Source organism: Dictyobacter halimunensis, from assembly GCF_036245075.1.
The window spans coordinates 1721305-1743364 of record NZ_BSRI01000002.1 but is presented as its reverse complement, the minus strand read 5'-3'; the positions used below and the strand labels follow the sequence as shown (position 1 = coordinate 1743364).

24 protein-coding genes and 1 tRNA gene are annotated in these 22060 nt (G+C 52.7%); 21 read left to right on the top strand and 4 right to left on the bottom strand.

Annotated features, from left to right (window positions below):
- Window positions 1-96: 96 nt before the first annotated feature.
- Window positions 97-318 (bottom strand): helix-turn-helix domain-containing protein, encoded by a 222-nt coding sequence (locus AABA21_RS21210; RefSeq protein ID WP_338253497.1) that lies wholly within the window; start codon window positions 316-318, stop codon window positions 97-99.
- Window positions 319-629: 311 nt separating this feature from the next.
- On the opposite strand from AABA21_RS21210, the gene AABA21_RS21205 reads away from it, so the two are divergent.
- The 12 genes from AABA21_RS21205 to AABA21_RS21150 all read left to right on the top strand — a co-directional run bounded on the left by AABA21_RS21205 (window position 630) and on the right by AABA21_RS21150 (window position 5594).
- Window positions 630-839: a hypothetical protein gene (locus AABA21_RS21205; protein WP_338253496.1), complete on the top strand. Its 210-nt coding sequence runs from the start codon at window positions 630-632 to the stop codon at window positions 837-839.
- Window positions 840-862: 23 nt separating this feature from the next.
- A complete protein-coding gene (locus AABA21_RS21200) occupies window positions 863-1063 on the top strand; it encodes a hypothetical protein (RefSeq protein ID WP_338253494.1) in 201 nt (66 codons plus the stop codon).
- Window positions 1063-1329, top strand: coding sequence for a hypothetical protein (locus AABA21_RS21195; RefSeq protein WP_338253493.1), 267 nt, complete (start codon window positions 1063-1065; stop codon window positions 1327-1329). Before AABA21_RS21200 ends, AABA21_RS21195 begins: the two co-directional genes overlap by 1 nt.
- A gap of 11 nt (window positions 1330-1340) precedes the next feature.
- Entirely contained in the window at window positions 1341-1556 is a 216-nt protein-coding gene (locus tag AABA21_RS21190) for a hypothetical protein (RefSeq protein ID WP_338253491.1), read from the top strand.
- Between the two features lie 14 nt (window positions 1557-1570).
- Window positions 1571-1786 carry a hypothetical protein gene (locus AABA21_RS21185; RefSeq protein ID WP_338253490.1) on the top strand — a complete coding sequence of 72 codons (216 nt, stop codon included), beginning with the start codon at window positions 1571-1573 and terminating at the stop codon, window positions 1784-1786.
- Window positions 1787-1840: 54 nt separating this feature from the next.
- Window positions 1841-1987, top strand: a complete 147-nt coding sequence (locus tag AABA21_RS21180) for a hypothetical protein (RefSeq protein ID WP_338253488.1) — start codon at window positions 1841-1843, stop codon at window positions 1985-1987.
- A gap of 8 nt (window positions 1988-1995) precedes the next feature.
- On the top strand, window positions 1996-2247 hold the full coding sequence (locus AABA21_RS21175; protein ID WP_338253487.1) for a hypothetical protein: 252 nt from the start codon (window positions 1996-1998) through the stop codon (window positions 2245-2247).
- 165 nt (window positions 2248-2412) lie between these two features.
- A complete protein-coding gene (locus AABA21_RS21170; RefSeq protein ID WP_338253486.1) occupies window positions 2413-2754 on the top strand; it encodes a hypothetical protein in 342 nt (113 codons plus the stop codon).
- A gap of 13 nt (window positions 2755-2767) precedes the next feature.
- Complete coding sequence (locus tag AABA21_RS21165; protein WP_338253485.1) at window positions 2768-3460, top strand: hypothetical protein; 693 nt, start codon at window positions 2768-2770, stop codon at window positions 3458-3460.
- Between the two features lie 232 nt (window positions 3461-3692).
- Window positions 3693-5015 (top strand): CCDC90 family protein, encoded by a 1323-nt coding sequence (locus AABA21_RS21160; protein WP_338253483.1) that lies wholly within the window; start codon window positions 3693-3695, stop codon window positions 5013-5015.
- Between the two features lie 79 nt (window positions 5016-5094).
- Entirely contained in the window at window positions 5095-5253 is a 159-nt protein-coding gene (locus AABA21_RS21155; protein ID WP_338253481.1) for a thiol:disulfide interchange protein, read from the top strand.
- A 5-nt stretch (window positions 5254-5258) separates the two neighbouring features.
- Window positions 5259-5594 carry a hypothetical protein gene (locus AABA21_RS21150; protein WP_338253479.1) on the top strand — a complete coding sequence of 112 codons (336 nt, stop codon included), beginning with the start codon at window positions 5259-5261 and terminating at the stop codon, window positions 5592-5594.
- Window positions 5595-5694: 100 nt separating this feature from the next.
- Here AABA21_RS21150 and AABA21_RS21145 read toward each other — a convergent pair whose 3' ends face one another.
- Complete coding sequence (locus AABA21_RS21145; RefSeq protein WP_338253477.1) at window positions 5695-6147, bottom strand: hypothetical protein; 453 nt, start codon at window positions 6145-6147, stop codon at window positions 5695-5697.
- Between the two features lie 330 nt (window positions 6148-6477).
- Here AABA21_RS21145 and AABA21_RS21140 point away from each other — a divergent pair, with 330 nt between their 5' ends.
- The 4 genes from AABA21_RS21140 (at window position 6478) to AABA21_RS21125 (ending at window position 9701) form a co-directional block, all read left to right on the top strand.
- Complete coding sequence (locus tag AABA21_RS21140; protein ID WP_338253475.1) at window positions 6478-6798, top strand: hypothetical protein; 321 nt, start codon at window positions 6478-6480, stop codon at window positions 6796-6798.
- A 401-nt stretch (window positions 6799-7199) separates the two neighbouring features.
- The gene (locus AABA21_RS21135) at window positions 7200-8315 is read left to right on the top strand and encodes a rolling circle replication-associated protein (RefSeq protein WP_338253474.1); all 1116 of its coding nucleotides are present in this window, start codon (window positions 7200-7202) and stop codon (window positions 8313-8315) included.
- A gap of 12 nt (window positions 8316-8327) precedes the next feature.
- Entirely contained in the window at window positions 8328-8534 is a 207-nt protein-coding gene (locus AABA21_RS21130) for a helix-turn-helix domain-containing protein (RefSeq protein ID WP_338253472.1), read from the top strand.
- Between the two features lie 12 nt (window positions 8535-8546).
- Window positions 8547-9701: a tyrosine-type recombinase/integrase gene (locus tag AABA21_RS21125; RefSeq protein ID WP_338253471.1), complete on the top strand. Its 1155-nt coding sequence runs from the start codon at window positions 8547-8549 to the stop codon at window positions 9699-9701.
- Window positions 9702-9800: 99 nt separating this feature from the next.
- Here AABA21_RS21125 and AABA21_RS21120 read toward each other — a convergent pair whose 3' ends face one another.
- Both AABA21_RS21120 and AABA21_RS21115 read right to left on the bottom strand, forming a co-directional pair.
- Entirely contained in the window at window positions 9801-10526 is a 726-nt protein-coding gene (locus tag AABA21_RS21120) for a DNA-binding transcriptional response regulator (protein WP_338253470.1), read from the bottom strand.
- A 239-nt stretch (window positions 10527-10765) separates the two neighbouring features.
- A tRNA-Pro gene (locus AABA21_RS21115) sits at window positions 10766-10839 on the bottom strand.
- A gap of 495 nt (window positions 10840-11334) precedes the next feature.
- Here AABA21_RS21115 and pheS point away from each other — a divergent pair.
- The 5 genes from pheS (at window position 11335) to AABA21_RS21090 (ending at window position 22030) form a co-directional block, all read left to right on the top strand.
- Window positions 11335-12381: a phenylalanine--tRNA ligase subunit alpha gene (gene pheS / locus AABA21_RS21110; protein ID WP_338253469.1), complete on the top strand. Its 1047-nt coding sequence runs from the start codon at window positions 11335-11337 to the stop codon at window positions 12379-12381.
- A gap of 63 nt (window positions 12382-12444) precedes the next feature.
- Entirely contained in the window at window positions 12445-14979 is a 2535-nt protein-coding gene (gene pheT, locus AABA21_RS21105) for a phenylalanine--tRNA ligase subunit beta (RefSeq protein WP_338253468.1), read from the top strand.
- Between the two features lie 317 nt (window positions 14980-15296).
- The gene (locus tag AABA21_RS21100; RefSeq protein WP_338253467.1) at window positions 15297-18938 is read left to right on the top strand and encodes a BACON domain-containing protein; all 3642 of its coding nucleotides are present in this window, start codon (window positions 15297-15299) and stop codon (window positions 18936-18938) included.
- A gap of 537 nt (window positions 18939-19475) precedes the next feature.
- Window positions 19476-21611: a BACON domain-containing protein gene (locus tag AABA21_RS21095; protein WP_338253466.1), complete on the top strand. Its 2136-nt coding sequence runs from the start codon at window positions 19476-19478 to the stop codon at window positions 21609-21611.
- 113 nt (window positions 21612-21724) lie between these two features.
- Window positions 21725-22030, top strand: a complete 306-nt coding sequence (locus AABA21_RS21090; protein WP_338253465.1) for a 2Fe-2S iron-sulfur cluster-binding protein — start codon at window positions 21725-21727, stop codon at window positions 22028-22030.
- Window positions 22031-22060: the final 30 nt, after the last annotated feature.

The following is a 22060-nucleotide window of genomic DNA, read 5'->3' as shown; positions in this document are numbered from 1 at the left end:
TATCTATGTCCCACATTACTATAGAAATAACGCACTTTCAGGTTGGTGGTAAATTGTTCTCTATGGATGTTTGTCAAAGCTACTATTCAGCCATTTTTACTTGCTCTGGGTGCGCGGCCCCTTTGGACCTGTCTTGCGTGGTGTAGCGAGAAAAGTTGTGAGAGAATCTTCATAAACAAGCCAATCATGCCCTGTCTTTAAACCCTCTATCCGCCCTTTACGGGCAAGCCTTTGAATGTATTCACGACTCATTCCAGCAATTGTGCTTGCTTCAAGGGTATTGATTAATGTGCGATCTCCGCTAATGCGTTGTGCCATATAACCCTACTCTTCAAAATTTGTTCGTTTATCAGGACTATTTAAATTATACCATGATTATGCGGCTTAGACCAGCTTCTACGCGCATTTTATGCTGCTAAATTGCATTGCGATTCAGGCTATGTAATAAAAGCAAAATGGATCAAATAGGGATCAAAGATAGGTCAGAAAATGCCTTTAGTATGCCTCATAAATTGATCCGTATTAGGTACTTTGTTTTACCTTCTGCACCCTCCTTTCCATGTTTTAATTGTCTCAGACGATAGTGCTGCCAGGGCAGTTACTCAGAGGTAAGTAAAGGAGGGTTGGTTATGCAGAGATGTGATTGGTGTCAAAAAGTGGCATCTCTTCAGGTGGTTGTTAATCGCGATCATACATCTGCTCATGCAATAGATTTGGTTTGCTCTGACTGTGCTGAACTTGAGCGATTTGAACATGCTGATGAGATTTTGTGGAATCCACTTCAATTTACCCCTTCATTCAGGAAACCTAAAGTTATGGCTGCAATAGCAAGCCATTAGGCATTAGTGACAAGGAGATGTCTATGAAACAACGAATGCTACAGGATGATGGTCAGTACATCAAACAGCCAAAGCATGCGCGTATATCTCTTCACTCGGTCTGGTGCCAGGATTGTGGCCGTGAGCTTCGTATAACTCATCTGGTCCATTTGTTTGGTGGACAGTGCCGGGCCTGCTGGTCTGCTTTGCATATTAACGGCGCTAATGTGGAGGTGGTGAGCTAATGGCAGTTTTGCGGGCGCATGCATTGCATATCCAGGTCTTCGCCTCTCCATCAATGCTCGAAGTTGAGCCGGATGTGGTCGAGGACACAATGGCGATCTCTGTACAGTTCGCAGTTCATTCGGTGATGCGCCGCGCTGGTATCGACCTGGCGGCGGTCGTGTACATCCGTTCTGATAGCCATGAGATGTGGCTGCATGATGTGCAGGTTTTAGGGAATGACATTGCGTATGAATACCCGGTAAAGCGGCCTTATCAACCAGCATAAGGAGGTGGTCTATGCATGGAATGCGTCGTCGGTTTGGTCAACCAGTGGATCAGTATTCGCATGAGTATCACCTGTCTCGGACGGTCCAGTGTGTTGAGTGTGGTGCGGAGCTGGTCAAGGATCATCATTTTGTGTTGCGTGGCCGTCGGTGGGTTGGATGTTGGAGTCAGTCACCAGTGAGTGAATGCGGCGTTGTTATGTATACCACTAACCAGCAAGGTTGGTAGAAGGAAGGTTGCCTATGCAGAATATTCAACTGTCGGTTCAGGGTGATCGCCTGGTCATCGAAGTAGATTTGAGCCAGGAACTAGGGGTGTCGGCAAGCGGGAAGTCGGTGATCATTGCGACAACTGGCGGCAATGTGTCGGTTCCTGGGTGTGAGGATATCAAGCTAGGGGTTAACATCTATCGCCCTCAACCTGTCAGCCGCGGCAGTCGTCGTATGGCAAGCTATTAGGATGTGGTGACGTTGTTTCGATGGGCCTGAGAACAGGCTGGAAGGAGTTCGCCTATGCTGTACTTTTTCGCTATTCTGCTGGTGCTTGGCATCTTGTTTGCCTTTGGTTCTGATCGCTTTCGCTTTCTTGGTATCGCGTTGTTAGTTGGTGTCGCGCTTGCGTGTGCGGTGGTCTGGATCGGTCATTTCACCATTTCGTAGAGGTGGCTATGGGTGACGGGAAATGGATGCGGCATGCGTGCGGGTATCGGTTGTGGTCGTTCGTGCTGGGGGTGATCGGTGGTCAAGTAGTGGTGAACTATCGCGATGGTGGCCGGGATGTGCCGGGGCTGGTGGTGGCGTGTTGTCCTGGATGTGGCGGCTCGTTGCAGTTGTGGTGGGATGATCCGACCGGGCAGGTGGTAGCGGCTGGTGAGCAACGGCTGCAACAGATGATCGATGAGGCGGTTGGGAGTGGTTGAGTGACTTGGAGGCAGGCCGATTCTAGATGTGGCGAGGGTAGGAGGGGTACGTATGTGCGGTGTGTGGTGGGTCTGCGGCCTGGACAACGTACATACGTACATTTCGTTGTTTCGACAAGCATATGAGTTGCTGTGAAAGCAAAGAATGAGAGGTTGCTTATGAACATGAACGCGATTGTCCTCAATGCTGATGTGCTCGAAAGCACTTTTTATGATCAGGTTACGGGTATGCCTCGGCCTGGTTTCTCTGTCAAGCTAACCGTCATCGATGCCGATACCTTTGAGAAGTATGAATGCCAGTTCTCTGGCGGCTTTCCCGAACTTGAGGAACTCAAACAGCTTAAACAGGTGAACGCGGCCCAGGAGCAATATGACGAGATCGTCAACCGGCTGCGCGCCAATCTCCCGGCGACGATGAGCAACATAAATTTTGATGTCGTCAAGATCAAGGGCAAAGGATCGTTCTTGACGCTGGTCTGTCGTCTTCCCCAAGGGGTAGCGGCCTAGTAGGAGGTAGCCTATGAAACTATGGCAACATGCCAGAGGACAGCAAGAGGCCTGGATACGCAGTGCGGAACATGTGGTTTTGCGGATGGTGTCGTTTGTCTTCTCCATCGTCTCGGCCCACGCGATCCGTTGGATTTTCTCTCCTCTGGATACTACCACGGGGGCTGATCTGCTTCAGCCCTACGTGACCTGGGCGGCGGCGGCTGGCTTTGGTATCCTGGGTTACTTTGTAAGTCGCGGCTTAGCCTATCGGCTGATGCAAAAGGAACCATTTTGGGCCTATATCCCGATTTGTCTGGTGGTGGAACTGGTGGAGATCTTCGCCAACTATGCGCAAGCGGCGGATGTGATCTTGCATGCAGACTGGATACACTCGGCTCCGGCGGGCCAACAAGGGGTATTGGTGGTGGCGACGTATATCGTGCTCTCGATTGTGCCTCTGGCGTCGGTGTTCCTGGCAGTGGTCGATATGGACCTGGAACGTAACAAGCAGAAAGCTCCGGCTGCTCAAGGGAGTGCAGTGGCCCGGCGTCCACAACCACAAGGCGCAGCTCCACGGCTACAGCCGCAGAGTCCCGTTGCTGGTGCCCCTCGTCCACAGGTTGCTCCTGGTGCGCCTGCCCAGCGAGCTAGTGCCAACCCTTCGCCGGGAGTTCGTCCACAACCCCAGCCAGTGGGGGCGGCTCCCTCGATCTCGATCCCGTAACGGGTGCCTTGCTGGTGGCTGGCGGGCAGCGGTTGTCACGTGAGGAGGCGGAAACGATCCGGCAGGCCTTGGCCGCTGGGCAAGATGTTCAGTTTGCCAACCGGCATCAATGGCGGCATTTTCAGGTTCGAACTTCGTAGGGTGATGATGAACATGGTAAGTGTGATCAGGGCGCGTGTGGAGGCTGTAGAGACGGTCAAAACCGCGCCTTTCCAGTGATTGGAGGGAGCCTATGAGCTATACCTTTGAAGAACAGCGCATTGATTATGGATGGATCAAACAGACGGCCAAACAGCAAGGCGTCTCTGTGAATGACTTGATTGTGCTGGCTCCGCAAAACGATCCGTTTTATACAGGCACGCCAACGGATGTGTCATTGGGGCAGTGGTTTTCCGAACTCTGGCATCATATCGGTGATGAACGCATGCATATCCGGCGCGTGCACTACTGGCTGGTGTCTCAGGGAACGGCGCAATTTCCCAATGGCAAGCCATATGAAAATACCATTGAATGCTGGGATAGTCTGAACCTGGCGTCCAAAGCGGCCCGGTACCTGGAACTCGTCGATCCTGGGGCCTTTAATGATCGTCGCACCCCTGAGACGATGATCTATGCCACAAGTCGTAAGGCTGAACCGTATGTGTCAGTCAATGGCTACTTACCACGCTCTGGTATCACGCTGCCGCCGTTTCCTGAAGTGCCCGACTACTCTGTGTATGGGTACTATCCTGAGCAGGCGTATCACCTGGAAGTCTGGTGCGAAAAGTCCACTATGAATGACGTGCTCGGCCCGTTATGTGAGCGGTACAATGCCAACCTGCAAACGGGTATGGGAGAGATGAGTATCACGGCGACGCTTGCCCTGGTGCATCGTCTACAGCAAGCCAATAAACCGGCGCGTATCTTCTACGTCTCCGATTTCGACCCGGCAGGCCAGTCGATGCCGGTGGCGATGTCGCGCAAGATTGAATACTTTGTGCGGCGCTTCGGCCTGAACCTGGATATTCGTGTTTTCCCGGTGGTGCTGACGCTGGAACAGGTGCAGTACTACCAGCTCCCTCGGACGCCCATTAAGGAGACGGAACGGCGGCGTATCGGTTTTGAAGCTCGGCATGGTGAGGGGGCCGTCGAACTGGACGCCCTGGAAGCGCTCTACCCTGGTGCACTGACCTCTATACTCTCTCAGTACATCGAGCAGTACTATGATGTCTCGCTGGCCGAACGGGTGAGCCAGCAGCGGCAGACACTTGAGCAGCAGTTGAGTACACAGTGGGAATGGGTGATACGGGGTTATAGCGATCTGATCCAGGCGTACCGGGATGAATATGAGGCCATTCAAGCGGATGTTGAGCAGCGCTTGAACGATTTTAGTGAACGGCTGCGTGGGACCTGGCACGATATTCGCCTGGAACTTGAGCGCGATCGCGATCTTGTTGATCAGTATCCCGTGCCTGAACCTGATGAAGCAACCGAACTGGGCGAAGGACTCTACAACTCGGCGCGCATGTATATTGACCAGATTGAGGCGTACAAGCAGTTTCAAGGCCGCTTATAGCTGATGGGAGGGGCTAGCAATAGCTCCTCTTTTGTCTACTTTGGTGTTCAATGGCTAAGCCGTAGAAGGAGGGATGCCTATGGGAGTAGCTTTGACGGCCGTGTTTTTCTTCCTGGTGATTGGGGTGCTGCGTTCGCTACGGCTGCGCGGCTGTTTTTTCTGGTTGATCTGGATGGCTGTGGGTGCGGCGGTGGTGTGGGTGGTGCTGGCCTTTGTTCAGGGAACGTGGCGGGTGTAGGCGGGATGAAAAACCGCTGGATGTATCCAGAGAACTGGGAGGAGCTGGCGCTGGCCTGCAAGGAACAGGCGGGATGGTGTTGTGAGCATTGCGGCATTGGGCATGGTGAGCTAGCGGTGTCAGAAAGGACGGGCGTTGTATATACCGTCTACCTGGCGGCGGCGCATCTGGATCACGATCCCTGGAACCCGGCTCCACGGTTGGCGGCGCTGTGCCCGTCCTGTCATGGGCGTTATGACTATTCCTGGCAGGAACGTCAGCGCTGGCTTGAGTTAGAAGTCTATCGTCATCGTCTCCTGGTCGATGCCTACCAGGGCGATGAGTTAGAAGAATGGGCATAGGGAGGTGGATTGATAGGGAAGAAAAGAGGAAAATGGCTAGCCATTAGCTGAAAACAAAAAATTGGCTAGCCATTAGATTGGTGCATGAAGTTGTTTGTGCTTATCTGTTTCTTCGCTTCTTTGGTGCCTGTGCAGGCTTAACTTCAGCTATGATCTCTGTTGTCTCTGCATTAGAAGGGGAACTATAGATGTTATGTCCAAGGATGATAAGCGCTGCGGCACATCCAGTGCTGAGTAAAAATGTAATGCTCACATCAGGGGAGAAGTGCCAAAGTGCGAATGCAACACCGGCGGTTGTATTGCAGAGGCTAAGATAGCCCATAAGGCGGTCAACATAGGTACTACGCTGGTGAAGGCGTTTTGAAAGGATGGCACCAGCGGCGGCTGGGATACCAACTGCGAAATTGATGAGAGCTGCATGAGTTTCATGATTTGGCGTAGTCGTGATGAGGTTTTGAAGGAACAAGAGGTTAATAGCAAGTGCGCCTGCGTAAACAGCATCTTGTAGCTGGCTTCTTTGCTCCTGAGTAAGATTGCGAAAGAGAGATGGCATAAGCAGTTCCCTTCTGTAAGTTAAACCTGGTTTTCCCTTTTATTGTGTTAAACGACATGAAATACATATCACAAAATGAAAAAGGAGGTCTGCATGCATGAGGATATTGTAGCATTATTGCTTTACCTGCCTGGTCGGCTAAGCGCATTGTCCATGTTCTTGATGGTGGTCTGGATGATCTTTTTGCGACTCAAACAGAAAGGGAGAGCATAAGTTGGCTGATGATTATATGCGGCAGCGCTGGCGAAGCCGACCAAGCATCCTTGGGAGCTTGAGGCACAGCGTTGGTGGGCTGTTCGGCTTGCGCATGGCGGTTGTGGGGAACAAGCGATGCCGCCAGGCCCGACCCTTGACCAGGCGGTTATACTCACGCGTCAGAGAGCGACCGGGCTGCGGTTCGGTTCCCAATGCAGTACCAGGTCGCTCTCGGCCCCAGCCGATCAACCGCCTGAGTCAAGGGCGGCATCGCCCCCACAACCGGCTACGATCACGCTGGCCGGGCGTCAGCCAAAACGCCGGGCATCGATCCGTCTGGCCCGTGGCCTGGGGGCTGGCTTGTACGCGGCGGGCGGGGTTGGGGTCCCCGCCCGAACGACGTACAAGCCTCCGGGTCCTTCCCTTGACCCTTATAAGCATATATCACACAAGTAAAATTTTATGTTGGCTTTGTTGTTGGATGATTAGAGTCAGGGGGTGGAAGCTTTAAAATAAATGAGAATAAAAGAATTTCGAATCCAAGGCCAAAACACATAACGCCTAATATCAGAATAAAATGCGTCCATGGCAGAGAAATATCGAGCACGAAAAAAAGAACCGTAGCAAGGAGAAAATTGAGCATCAGTGAGATTGCAGCGATTATTGATATAAAACGGACGGTTATTGTCATAAAACGGAGGCTAGGAGGTTTATTAAGATCCAAATAAAAGCGAAGGTTCCTAAGAATTCGGTGATTGGAAGGTTGATTAGAGAGTTTCATGCGAATTCCTCTTTTCACATTTCAGATACTTATATAACGCTTCATGTATATAGAAATCCAATTTAGGGAGGTGCCTATGGGGAAAGCGATAGCAATCAAAGCAGAAAAAAGGCGCTGGGAGCTGCCGCCAATTGAGCAGCAAGCGGATATGGCAGAGGAAATGGGCATTGATACGCTGTTGTATTGTCGCAATCCCTGGGCGATACGTCACCGCTTCCTCAATCACGAGACAGGTGAAGAGATTCGGGCGCGCTGTAACCGCTGGGACTGCCTCTACTGCGGCCCTCGGAAAGTGGACCTGTGGCGACAGTTGGTCAAGGCGTCTGAGCCGGTGTTGTTTCTGACGCTGACGAAGGCAGGGCAGACGGTTGAAGAGGCCGCCAGGGCGCTGACCACCTTTATGCAAGCGTTGCGCCGTGGGTCAAAGGGTCGAGGTCGAGGCCATATCGGGGTTCGTCCGGCGTATCCAGTGGAGTACTTTGCAGTATTGGAGCGACATGCGAACTTTGCGGAAAATGGCTTTCACTGGCATCTGCTGATCAAGGGAGTTGATAGCATTCCCTATAAAGAGGTGATCCAACCGCTGTGGCGCTCGGCTCGGCATGGGATAGCAGAGATTGGGCATATTGAGCGCATTCGTAACACTCGTGCCATCGGTTACGTTACGAAGTACCTGACGAAGGCTCTCACGACTGGCGAGAAGGGCACACGGCAGGTTGAGCGTGAACGTAAGGTGCTGGTGCAGGATGACGAGGGCCATAGTGAGTACATCACTGAGACGGTTATGGAGCAAGCGACAAGTAAAGCGCATCGGATTCGCTATTCTCGTCAGTTTTTTCCTGAGCGTGTGGCCGTTATGCGGATGAAATTATTCGAAGGGATGGAAGAGTCGATAGAACAGCCTGTAGAGGGCGCTGAGGGGATAGCTGAAGAGGAAAATGGCAAGCCATTAGAACAGGAAGAGGAGGATATTGAGGAGGTTGAAGAGGTTCCGGCCCGCTCTCCCTGGCACCTGGTCGAGCGCTATGAGTTCACGAATGATATCAAGGAGTACAGAAAGCGCAAGCGAAAGACGCTGCTAGAGGTGTTGGAAGATTTACACAGTGGCGGAAAGCAGTTATCCAGACGGGTGATTCATGTGTGGGCCTATCAGCGTAATGAACGGCGGTCTGCTGATTGGCAAGTAGCATAAGGAGGTGTGCCTATGAGCAAATTAGGAGGTGTTGCGCCTACTCAAAAATTTTTATTGTCCGTTGCCGACGTGGCTGTGCATCTGGGCGTATGTCGCCAGACGGTTTACAACTACATTTACCTCGAAGGGTTGCCTTCGATTAAAGTGAGGGGAATGAGGCGCGTGTCTCCCGACTCTCTTCACGCCTGGCTAAAAGAACGTGAACAGGTGCTTGCATAGGAGGTGGTGCTTATGGCAGATAAAAGTCAACGTGGTCATAATGAGGGTACGGTGTATTATGAGGAGAGTCGTGATAGATGGGTTGCACAGATCACAACCTCTCTTGGCAAGCGTAAAAAATACCGCTGTAAAACCAAACAAGAAGCTATCCGAAAAAAGAACGAGGTGTTGCGGGAGTTAGAGAAGGGGACTGTAGTCACCGCTGCTAGGAAGAAGCTGGGCGACTACCTGGAGGACTGGCTAGAGAACGCTCATAGGAGTCAGCTCCGTATCAGTACCTATGTTAATTATAAGAAGCTTATCAGATATATCGTCGATGATCTTGGTAACGTCTGGTTAGATAAGCTCACTCCTCAACAATTGCAGGCGTTTTACACGAAAAAACTTGAGACACTTTCCTCTAAAGTCGTGCATGAGATTCATGGGGTGCTACATCTGGCTCTGAAAAATGCGGTACGCTGGGGAATGGTTTCTAGAAATGTCTGCGACCTGGTCACTCCTCCTCGTATCGTGAGCCGTGAAGTTGTTCCTCTGACACTGGAGCAGGCGCGGGTTCTGGTGAAGCACGTCCAGGGCCATCGCCTGGAAGTCTTACTGGCTATGGCTGTAGTCACTGGTATGCGTCGTGGCGAGCTGCTGTCTTTGCGATGGTCCGATGTGGATTTCGAGCGGCGGCGTTTACTGGTGATGCACTCCGTTGATTTTATAGCTCACTATGGTTACATCGAGGATAAGCCTAAGACGACAGCGGGTAAGCGGCTGATTAGTCTTCCTTCTTTTCTTATTGACATGCTAGAAAAGCATCGCATTCAACAATTGGCAGCGCGTGAAGCTGCTAAGAAGTGGGTAGATAATGACCTGGTGTTCCCTAACTTGAGCGGTGGGTATATGCATCCTAATCACATGGGGGAGAAGTTCAGAAAGCTGTTAAAAGAGGTCGGTTTATCCCACATTCGCTTTCACGATCTCCGTCACAGTGCGGCATCGATTTTGCTTTGTATGGGCGTAAATATCAAAGTCATACAGGAGCTATTGGGGCACAGCGATATATCGATTACCTTGAGGACATATTCGCACCTGCTTCCTTCTATGCAGAAAGAGGTTGTAGACACATGGGATGGCGTGTTTTTATTGGATGATGAGAGTGATGAGAAGGGACGTTCTTAGGTTCGGTTCTCAAGCTTAGTTTTTATGAGTGGCATTTTTATCGTGCTGTAAAAAGGTCAGAAGCTTGCTTTAATGAGCTTCTGACCTTTTTTGTTATGCCTATAAATCGTAAATGGCCAAGGCATTGATGACTTTTTCGAATAAACGTTCTGGCCCGCTTACACTTGCCAAAGCCCCTTTTCTACGAGCTTCCTTCTGGTATTCAGGCGAGTTACCCCCTCGAGCATAAATGATATAGGGGATATCTCGATTCAATTTCTGTACTTTTTCTAATAGGGTATAGCCAGCGTGTGCATCTGGTGGACGTCCCATATCAGATATGATGAGATTGAAATTCTCTTTGCCTAGTTTTTCTAATGCATCTTCAGTTGAATTGCTGAGAACGAACCGGATGTCCAGTGCTGATAGTGCTTCTCTTTCATAATAGTTATTCGAGGGTCTGTCATCAACCCAGAGTATTTTTGCACCTTGTATTTTATGGAGCGTTTGAGGTGTAACAATTTGATTTATTAAGGATGCTACTTCACGAGCAATGTCTGTATCGGTAATTTTATTTTCAGCCAGATCTTGGTTTGTTGATGATTTCTCATTTATCTCTGCTACAGCTGCCGCTGCACCTAAAGATGCCGCTGCTTCAATGGTTTGCTTCTTCACTGTAGTTTCAATCGGGCCTGCCTTTAAATTAATTTCTCCCATATTCTCGATGAATTTTTTGATGGGTACGCGAAGATAGGCCAGGAGAAATAAGGCGACAAGGGGCCAACTAATTCCTAAAATCAGTGAGATGATGGCGTTAAACAACTTTATCCATTGATCTGCATCCATGCATTTCCCCCTTTAGAGGAATCTATACTCTGGTTTTTCCAAAGATGAATTAGTTAGAATGCGTGAGTTGATAGAGCTACGTTTAGATGTGATGGGTTTTACTGCTGCTTTGGCAATGTTAGAGTTTTGCCCCCAGTTTTGCCCCCAATTAAAGGTTTGATTCCTTAATGCATTTTGGCGAAGGGCAAAAAACAAGGCCTGAGGCTTCTTTAAGAAGACGTTTCAGGCCTTGACTCTAGTCGGGGTGAGAGGATTTGAACCTCCGACCACTACAACCCCATTGTAGTGCGCTACCGGGCTGCGCTACACCCCGCTGTTCTTATCGGAACAGGCATTAGTATAGCAGAAAAGAAAAGCCAAGTCAAGCGCTTTTGGGGATTTTTTTTGTAAATTTCTTAAATCTGTACGCTAGACTTTTGTGGGTCGATCTGCTAATATATATTTCAGGAAATTAGACTGCGTAGGCAGTGAAAAGCTATGATGGGGAGAGTAAGCGTCCAGGCGCGCTCAGGGAGAGAGGGCCACCGACTGTAAGCCCTTTTGCGTGCGAAGTCGCTGAAGTTCACCCCAGAGCTGGCTGTTGAACCCGTGGTAAAGTAGACAGCCCCGGCCGTCACCGTTAACAGACAAACCGAGTGGAATGCTGCGGCACCTTTCTCTGGCGCTTTGTCGTCGTACGTATGGCGATCGGCGCGCCGGGTATATAGATGTGTTTGCCATTCAATACGGGTGGTACCACGGAGCTTGCTATAGCCGACAACTTCGTCCCTGTTGACGAATGTCGGTTTTTTGATTTTTGGGAGGTTGTATGATTGGACAACTCGAACAGTTGCTCGGACAACTCGATTCGCTGCTGGCGCGGGCGATCGAGGAATTAGGGCCGATCAACACATCTGCTGACCTTGATGATTGGGATACACGCTACCTCGGACGCAATCGCGGCGAGCTGAAGAGCCTTTCTTCGATGATGCCAAAGCTGTCGAAGGAGGAGCGCCCCGTTGTGGGTCAGAAGATCAATGAGGTGAAGAAGGAACTGGAGCGCCATCTGAAGGAGAAGCGTGAGGAGCTGAAGCAGCGCGAGCTGATGCTGACTCTGGAGCAGGAGCGCATCGATGTGACGCTGCCGGGCCGGGCTCTGCCCGCCGGGACCATGCATCCTATCTCGCGTACGATTCAAGAGGTGACCGATATCTTCGTACGTATGGGCTTCAGCGTCCTGCAGGGTCTGGAGGTGGAGAATGATTATCATAACTTCCAGGCGCTGAATATTCCGACTGATCATCCCGCGCGCGATATGCAGGATACCTTCTGGATCGCTCCGGGTGAGGTTTTGCTGCGCACCCAGACCTCGCCGATGCAGATTCGAACGATGGAGCAGTATCAGCCGCCCATTCGCGTGGTGGTGCCCGGCAAGGTGTATCGCAATGAGGATATCGATGCGACCCACGAGGCGATGTTCCATCAGATCGAGGGCCTGCTCATCGATGAGGTGTGTACGATGGCAGACCTGAAGGGCTGCCTGGAGCGTTTCGCCCATGAGATGTTCGGTCCTGAGCGTCGCCTGCGCTTCAGGGGAAGCTACTTCCCATTCACGGAGCCCAGCGCCGAGGTGGATATTAGCTGTGGACTTTGCAATGGCAAGGGCTGCCGCTCCTGTAAATATAGCGGCTGGCTTGAGGTACTGGGATCGGGCATGGTGCATCCCAACGTTCTACGCAACGTGGGCTATGATCCAAAGAAATATCGGGGCTTCGCCTTCGGCATGGGCGTCGAACGCATCGCTATGCTGAAGTATGGCATAGGAGAGATACGCCTCTTCTCCGGCAATGATCTGCGCTTCTTACGCCAGTTGTAGTAGCGGCGGTCGTGGAGCAAAAAAAGCAAGCATGAATGGCGATTTTAAGAAGGAGTAGACGCAATGAGAGTTCCTTTGAGCTGGCTCAAGGAGTATGTTGAGATTACGCAGTCGCCCGAAGAACTGGCCCATACGCTGACAATGGCCGGTCTGGAGGTTGAGGCGATCGAATATATTGGACAGAGCTGGGGTGATAAGATTATCACGGCACAGATCGATCATCTGGAGAAGGTCGAGGGGTCGGATCACCTCAATTATACGAAGATTAATACCGGTAGCAGTCAGATCAACGTGATCTGTGGCGCGCCCAACATTCAGTTAGGGGATAAGGTGCCGCTGGCGCTGCCAGGTGCCCAGGTGGGCGATATCACGATCAGTGAGACGCGCAAGTTCGGTTATGTCTCGCAGGGTATGCTGTGCTCACCGCGCGAATTAGGTATGGGCAGCGATCATTCTGGCATCTATATTCTGGACGCGGATACGCAGTTGGGACAGCCGCTGGTGGATCTGCTGGGCGAGGTGGTGCTCGATTTCTCGATCAAAGCCCACCGGGGCGATGTTAATTCTATTATCGGGATCGCCCGCGAGGTAGCCGCGCTGACCAAGCGTCCGTTGCGCCTGCCCGAGCTTCGTTTCCAGGAACAGGGGACGCCGGCGACGGAGATGGTCAGGGTGACGGTTGAGGATAGCGAGCTTTGCCCGCGTTACACGGCGCGCATCGCGAGCAATGTGAAGGTTGGATCCTCTCCCAACTGGATGGCGCGGCGCCTGCTGGCCGCTGGCCTGCGACCGATCAGCAATGTGGTGGACATTACTAACTATGTACTGCTGGAATATGGTCAGCCATTGCACAGTTTCGACTACGACCTGGTCCCCGAGCATCACATTATCGTGCGTCATGCGCGGCCCGGCGAAGAGCTGACCACGCTGGATGACGTCAAGCGCAAACTGACACCGGACATGCTGCTCATTACCGATCCCACGGGTCCGACGGCTATTGCCGGTGTGATGGGTGGCGCGGCCAGTGAGGTAAGCGATAAGACCACCAACGTGTTGCTGGAGTCCGCCAACTTCCATCCCGGTAATGTGCGTCGGACCTCGACGACGCTGGGATTGCGCACTGATGCCTCCAGTCATTTCGAGAAGGGATTAGATCCTGAACTGGCGTTGTTGGGAGCGAACCGCGCCATGCAGCTGCTGGCCGAGCTGGCCGGTGGTAGCGTTCATCCAGGGGTGGTGGATATCTATCCGCATCCGGTGCAGCCACGTACCATGCCGTTCTCGACCGATGATGTGGAGTGGTTGACCTCAATGCAGGTCACACAGGACGAGGTCGTTGAGGCATTGAGCGCACTGGATTTCAGCGTGATGCCCGATGAGGATGGCAAGAGCATGCAGGTGACGGTTCCAACCTACCGTACGGATGTCACCCAGAGCGCCGATCTGGTAGAAGAGGTTATTCGCCTGATCGGTTACGAGCATATTCCCAGCACCATCCCTGATGGTCCTCTGCCAGAGCAGACCATCGATCGCTGGTTCGAGCGTGAACAGGTGATCCGCAATCTGATGATCGGAGCTGGTCTGAACGAGATCCTGACCTATACGCTGACCAGTCGGGCACGTATGATTAAATTGCTGGCTCAGGCCGATGCGGCATCCGCCAGTCTGCTCTTGCAGGCGCCCAATCGTTCGGCCGCCCAGGAGGAAGCACGCATCGCCGCCTCTAATATCAACACGTCGGTAGCAACATTTGATGCCCGTGCCCTGCCCGCGATCACGGTCGTCAATCCGCTCAGCCCCGAACTGGAGTCCTTGCGCCTGACGCTGATGAGCAATCTCATGGAGACCATTCAGCAGAACAGTAAGCATAACAAAGATGGCCTGCGTTTCTTTGAGGTCGGGCGTCGCTATCTGCCGACAGATGGCGTGTCGAGTCTGCCGGATGAGCGCCGCACGCTTGGCTTCGCCCTCTCGGGTCCGGCTGAGAACACCTGGCTGCCAGAATTATCGCGCCCGGCCGATTTCTACGATCTGAAAGGCATCGCCGAAACACTGCTGGCGGGACTCAAGATCCGCAATTATCGCTTTGTGCCAACTCAGCATCCTACCTTCCATCCTGGTCGCTGTGCACTGCTGGAACTGGCCTATACCACGGATAGCGGAGACGAGGTTTTCCGCCCGGTAGGTGTGTTAGGTGAGGTGCATCCGCTGGTTCAGCAGCGCTACGACCTTGCCCAGCGCGCATACCTGGCCGAGTTTGACCTGGAGGCGCTCTACGCGGCGGTGCCGACTCAGCTGACCTACAGGCCGATTTCACGACACCAGGCGCTGACGCGCGACCTGGCTCTGGTGGTGGACCAGCATATCGCGGCTCAGGATATTAAGGCCGATATTATCCGCCATGGCGGTGAGCTGTTGCGTTCGGTCGATCTCTTCGATGTCTATACTGGCGATCCCATTCCCGCCGGCAAAAAGAACCTGACCTATACGCTGGTGTACCAGGCTCAGGATCGGACCTTGAAAGACAGCGAGGCGAACGAGTTGCAGGATCGCATTATTCGTATGCTGCACGAAGATTTTGGAGCCGTCCTGCGCTAGCAGTCCTATTAAAGGATACTTTTCTTGTGCGGTTGCAGAAAATGGTCGGCACTGCCGACCATTTTCTGCAACCGCACAAGAAAGATTTCTTTGTATGCCAGGGGAATTGAGGCTCAATATACCTATTTTTGCTGTTTTGGTGACAATTGCTGATTAGCAACGTTTATTCAATGTGAGTTCTCTTATAATTGATGAGTCGAGGTGTGTGGGTGAAGTAGTAATGTGGGATGAGTGGAATTTTTTTTGTCAACAGTAGAGTGTAAAATTGGCATATATGGGTATGGGATTTTATATTTATCACCAGAAGAGCTAAAAGCATGAATCATTGTTTGCGTTGTAATCAGCCATGTAGTGCTTCAGCTATCCTGTGCGATCAGTGCCGTTTGGAGCTCAAAGGCCGTGGAAAACAGGAGGAACTGGAAGCGGCAGGTGAGGGAATAAGCGCAGATCAGTTTGTTTCTTCTTCCTTTGAACCAACTGCTGAACCAACTACGCTGAAACACAATGAGGGGTCAATGGCGCTTACCCCACTGGTTGCTTCTCCATCTACCCCGGCTCAGGTGGAGAATCCCTTTTATTTTGAGCCTGCACATGATGAACAGCATGAACATCGTGATTATGATATGGTGGATCCCGTCCGATCAATCGAGCCGTTTGTGCCAGATGCGGAAATCGTGCCGGATCATGTATTGTCTCCATCTTCTCTGTCCACCGTGCCAATGGACGCGTTTTATCCTGAACCTGATACGCATATTTCTGATGAGCAGGCCCGGTCGGTGCCTGATAGCTATCAAGCTGCTGCAGATCATTCTTTTCATATGCTCAATAACGCTGCCAGGATGATTGCCGAGGTGGAGGGAGAAGCCTCGCCTGGGGCTCGCTTACCACGGCCATCGCGTCTGTCACCGTTGCGAGATATTTCGGCGGACATTCGCCGTGAAAGCACACCCTTACCAGCCACTGCTTATAGTACAGAGCATATGCAGAATGCGTTTCATGAGCGGATAGCAGAGGATCTGGATAGGCGCCTGCCCGATCTCTGGCCCTGGCTGCATACAGCGGAGATCGATGAAGGGAAGGACGAATGGATTGACCATGACGATCCGTTGCTTTCTCGCCGCTTCCCGGAAGTGTCCGGTAAAACACGCATCATAAGTAGTGATATACGTGAGGCCTTTATTTATCAGACGCGATCGTTCTTGCAAAATATGCGGAGGGCACCGCGCAAGTGGTTGCGTCTCGCTTTCATTATCATGTGCGCGATTGCTATCATTGCTTTGGGCATCGACGCGGCGCTGGTAGCGTTTTTAGAACACGGGGCAACCGCGTTTTCGAGTTTGCCACCTACCATGACGCTTTCGACGCATTTTGCCAATCAAGGTGATCTTGTCACGATTCACCTGAAGGATTTTGCGCCCAACTCATCGATTGTTCTCTCACACGATATTCAGGAGCGCGTCAAGCTGATCAATGAGGGGGATATTGTTCATGCTGACGCCCAGGGATCAAAAGACGTTGTCATGCGGATCGATAGCAGTTGGGAGGCTGGTTCACATACAATTGAAGCCGAAGATATCAAGGTACGTTATACCGCCAGCGCGGTATTATCCATCGGGGTAGGTCCGACGCGTCCGGCCCACCTGCAACTGGAAAGCACAAACATTGATTTGGGTTCCGCCCTGCAAGGTGCCAATACGTTATACACCATACGCCTGGATAATGCCGGTGGTGGCAGTATCAACTGGTCAGCCAGCAGCGGTACCAGCTGGCTGATGTTTACTCCCGACCATGGTATGTTCAGCGATCACCAGGACGTGCAGGTCGCCGTTGATCGCACCAAGCTGAATCCTGGCTCGTATGATGGGAAAATTACCTTTTCATCCAATGTAAGCGATCCGCAAGATATCATGGTCCACATGGAGGTGACGGCCATTCCTGCTAACGCGGGTGCAGTGCTTGATGTCTCCCCGGCAGTGATGTCGTTTACCGCCGTTGATGGCATGGCAGATCCCGCGACGCAGGCACTGGTCATCTCAAATCCTGGCAGGAAGCCATTGCACTGGTCTGTTCATAACCAACCCTCAAATACGAAGGCGGATACTAATTCTTATGTCAGTAACTTAGTTGGATTTACCAATCCCTGGCTAACCACCAGTGCCACGGCCGGTACCATTCCTCCCGGAGGGAATGTATCGATAAACGTGAATGCAAATAGCCGGACATTACTGCCAGGTACCTATTCGGCACAGCTACAATTTCAGGACCCGCAGGCTTTGAATAGCCCTCAATCCGTGGCTGTATCGCTGACGGTACAGCCTCGTTGTAGCCTGTTGCTCAGTACTGGTAACCTGCTGTTTACCACCGTGGCCGGTCAGAGCAGTACCACCAATAGCCAGGTGTTAAATCTGGTTGGCAATGCCAGTTGTGGAGGGAGCTCCAACTGGAGCGTTTCATCATCAGTACACTGGCTGACGATTACTCCCAGCCAGGGAAATTTGATGAATGCCGCCACGGCATCTACTACGATTACCGCCAATACCAGTGGTATGTCGGCGGGTACCTATAATGGGGTTCTCACGATCTCAATGGCGCAAAGCACGCAGACGGTGTCTGTACAACTGATCATACAGCCACCGCCTCTCCCTTCGGCTCCAGTTATGGGAGCCTCGCCGTTGAACCTCAACTTCAGCGTGACCAGTGGTCAGGATAATCCCCCCGCCCAGAGTATCGCTGTCGCTAATACCGGGAGGAGCCCGTTGACGCTGGCTGTAGCGCCGACGCCGTTGGCGAAATGGTTGAGTGTTATGCAGGGTCCAGGTATAATTTCCGCTGGTCAAACGGGTAGTTTGATGGTTAATGTCGATGCCACAGGTCTTACCCCAGGTAGCTATAGTGGGCAGATCGCGCTGAGTGGTGTGGATGCCAATGGCAATCCCTCCAGTGGAAGCCCCCAGACCATTATGGTGACGTTTACGGTCTTTGAGCCCTGTTCGCTGACCTTCCCGTCTGCTACCTCGTTGGCCTTTAATGCCTTTCAAGGTGGCGTCGATCCTCCATCGCAGCAAGTGACGTTTACGGTTTCAGGTAATTGTAGCTGGCCGTTAAAGTGGAGGATCAACAATGGGGCATCAGCGTCGTGGCTCAAGCTCGTGACGGCCACTGGACAGTTTACGACCAGTGGCCAGTCGGCAACCGTGGTGGTTGATCCCAGTGATGCAGGCTTGCTGGCCGGAAACTATAATACATCGGCCAATATCGTTGTGACCGATAGCACGGGAACGCGGGTTCCTGGCAGCCCTCAAAAGCTGTCCGTGGCGATGTCGGTCCAACAGCCCTGTACGTTCCAGTCTTCATCGCCGGGACTCACCTTTTCAGCGCTTCAGAGTCAGACGGCCAGCCAGCAGAGCATCCCCTTGAGCCTGTCTGGTTCATGTGTCCTGCCGGTATCCTGGACCGCGGCGTCCGATAGTAGTTGGTTGGTACTAAGTTCTACCACCGGGTCCGACAATGGGCAGGGGAGTTTACTGGGCGTGAGCGTTGATGCGACCGGCCTGAATGTGGGTACTTATAATGGTGTGATTACAGTGACCCCCAGCGGTAGTGGTGGAGCTTCGGTAGATGGCAAGCCGCAGATACCCGTGACGTTGACCGTCACCGGGGCTACGGTCAGCGTCACCGTTAATTCGTGCGCGAGCGCTGGCTGTCTATCACCAATGCCGCTTGCGGGCGCGCTGGTCTCTCTTTCCAATTTGAGCGGCAATGTGATCGCCAGTCAGACAACTGATGTTAATGGTGTGGCCACCTTTAACAATGTGCCAGCGGGTACCTATACGGCCGTCGCCAATGGTACAGATGTCGCCCAGGTGGTTTATTCAGGCAGTAGTCCGGTCTCCGTGGTTGGAAACGTTGTAACCATGCAGATCAATGTTATCGCCAACTTTCCCACTCCCTCACCGTGAAGTGGGACAATCCACCTGTAAAGTATCACCAGCCGAAGGCGGGGACGACGATGCGCGCATCGTCGTCCCCGCCTTCGGCTTTACCGTGTATGGGGAGACATGCGCTCCCTCGCACAGGCGTCCGCGTGCGCGGCCGCACCGGTTCTGTATAGTGGATGCAACAGGGGCGCGAATGCGCCCCTGTTGCATCCACTATACAATGGACTGTTGAGCACCGCAGGTGCATCCCCCATACAATGGACTGCTGAGTATCAAAGGTGCGAATGCTCAAGCTTGCTTCCGGCGATAATCATGGGAATCTGACTCATGCTATGGGTACGTGTTATATCTGCGCATCTAAATTTGATGGCGTAAAACGTACTTATAGTAAGGGCTAATTGCTATAAAGCGGGCATTTGGGATTATAGTTGTCCGTACGTCTGTTATTGTATATAGAGCTGGATCGACCAAACTCGATCCAGGTTGTTTATCCTTTCTCAGCGTAGCACTAGCGGTGTGTCGTTGCGCGCATAAGCAGAGCCATAAAAAGGGTGGATTATGGATACCAAACGTTGTATATATTGCCAGGCTTTACAACGTGTCGATGCTCAGGTATGTAGCCGCTGCGGGCATGTATTATCCCCGGAATCGACGCGTGAGGCGCGCCAGGATTCACGGCCGATTGCTGCCTCACATCGCGCCGGGCATACCTTTGGACTCCATCCTGAAGATCAGCCCTATCAATCCAATATGATGATCGCGCAACGTTCCCCGGCCGATGAAAAGGAGCCGCTGTACCGGGGGAAGCAAAATCCTGAATATATTGTTTTCCCTCCAACGCAGGAGGCTCCGGCCTTAAAGTCACGGAGAACCGCGCGGCTACGGCGGAAGACCACCTCTGTGCGGCCCCCGGTTGAGCTGAAGACGGTACGTTTGCCTCGACCAGCCCGAAGCCAGAACTGGTTTTCGCGCCGCACCATTTCATCTCTGCTGACCATTTCGTGTATCTTTTTACTGTTGGCCGCCAGCATTATCGCGTTTGCTTTAATCGGCCGGCACGACGGTATTGCCACCCCGGTAATTCAAGCGATGCCCGATACGTTGCGTGCCAATGACACCTTTACCCTATCGGGCAGAGGGTTCGCGGCTCATGACGAGATCACATTTTTTCATGATTCCCATCTCGCTTTGATAAATGAAAACGGACAGCCAATGGCCGTTCATACCGATGCGCTAGGTGCTTTTTCACTGCAGGCGCAGGTGCCCGCGGACTGGCAGGCCGGAGATCATCAGCTGAACGCCGTGGATAGCACCCGTGGGGTGGAGGCGGTGACGCATATTCAGATCAAGGCGCCCTCGGCTCAGCCGTCCGTCCTCCAGCTCTCTCAGTCTGAGTGCCGTTTTCCCGCCGCGGCTCCCGGCATCGTCTCCAGCCAATCGATCATTTTATCTAATAGCGGTGGCGGCCAGATCTCCTGGAGCGTGACCAGCGATCAGCCCTGGCTCAGCACCACCCCGAGCAGCGGCACCTTTTCTGGCAGTCAGAGCGTTCGCGTGACGGTCAATCGAGGAGGGCTCGCCCCCCAGCCATATAGCGGACACCTGACATTCAGCCAGAAAGATGCCGGTAGCGCGACCGTCACCATGAACGTCTCCATGGAGGTGACTCCGGCACCGGCTGTCCTGACCCTGTCTACCACGCAATTGAACTATTCCGCCAGCAACAGTCAGGATCCAGCCGATCAGCTGATTACCCTGCACAACAGTGGTCAGAAGGCGGCCAGCTGGTCAGGTACGGCCTCCACCGGAGACAACGGTAACTGGCTAAGCCTTGTTCCGGATCATGATGAACTGGCGCCCGGGGCCAGCGAGACGCTGGTGGTGAGCGCCCACTCCTATCATCTGGCCGTCGGTACCTATCAGGGTAGTATTCAGTTCTCCGGCGGGACAAACGCCCAGGTGGGTATCTCCATGAGTGTTGTGAACGCCGGCAACCTGGTTGCTTCACCCCCTGCGCTTAACTTCACCACCCAGGCGGGCCAGTCTGCGGCCGACCAGACGGTGACATTACAAAATAGTGGTGGGTTTGCCCTGGACTGGACGAGTCGTGTAGCGACGGTTGACCAGGGGAACTGGCTGCAGGTTTCGCCCACCAGTGGTTCTCTGGTGGGAGGCGAACAATTGGCGGTGACGGTGAGCGCCTCAGCTAAAACGCTGCGAGCGGGATCGTATCAGGGAACGATCACCTTTACCTCGTCCAGTGGCAACATTCGGCAACTGGCCGTGGCTTTGCTGGTTACGGCTCCCCCGACGCCGGAGATCAAGGTACAGCCCGCCAGCCTGAGCTTTACGGCCGTGGATGGTCAGGATACGCCCGCGCAGACGATTACCATCCAGAATACCGGCAATGTTGATCTGCAATGCTCTGTGGGAGTGGATGGGATCGATAAAGGACTGCTTACCGTGGATCCTGCACAGGGCGCCATCAAGGCGGGTGAGAGCATTACGCTCACCGTCGTCCTGCATACCCCGCAGGAGGGACTCAAGACCTCCACTGCTGTTATCCAGATCAGTGCGACCGCGCCAGGCGTTGCCGCCGTCCACCAGACGGTTCAGGTCACCATCAACCATAGCAGTCCCACACCAACCCCGACCGCAATGCCTCCTACGGCTACGGCTACGGCGGCCAGATAAGCCCTGTTGCGCGTTTCATTGACGCTCCTTATCTTCTGTGCTATAGTCTGACAAGGCATAATCAAGCTATGCTATATCCATCAACAAGCTATTATTTTGCGGAGGATTGAGTCGTGCCAACCATTACATATGTACGTGAGAATGTACGGGTGGAAGTCCCCGAAGGAGATACTGTCCGTTATCCAGCGTTAGAAAACGACGTTCCCATATACTGCGGTCTCTACAAGTTCGCCAATTGCCATGGCAATGGTTTCTGTGGTACCGATCGTGTTGCCGTCTCCCCTTCTACCAATGCCAATGAGCTCTCTTTCATGGAGAAGTTCTGGTTGCGCAACGACCTGAAGAAAAATCCTAACATGCGTCTGGCTTGTCAGGTAAGGGTTCATGGTGACTTAGAAGTAGAGACACAGTGCAAATAAGGCCATATTTTCCATCGCTGAATTGCTATG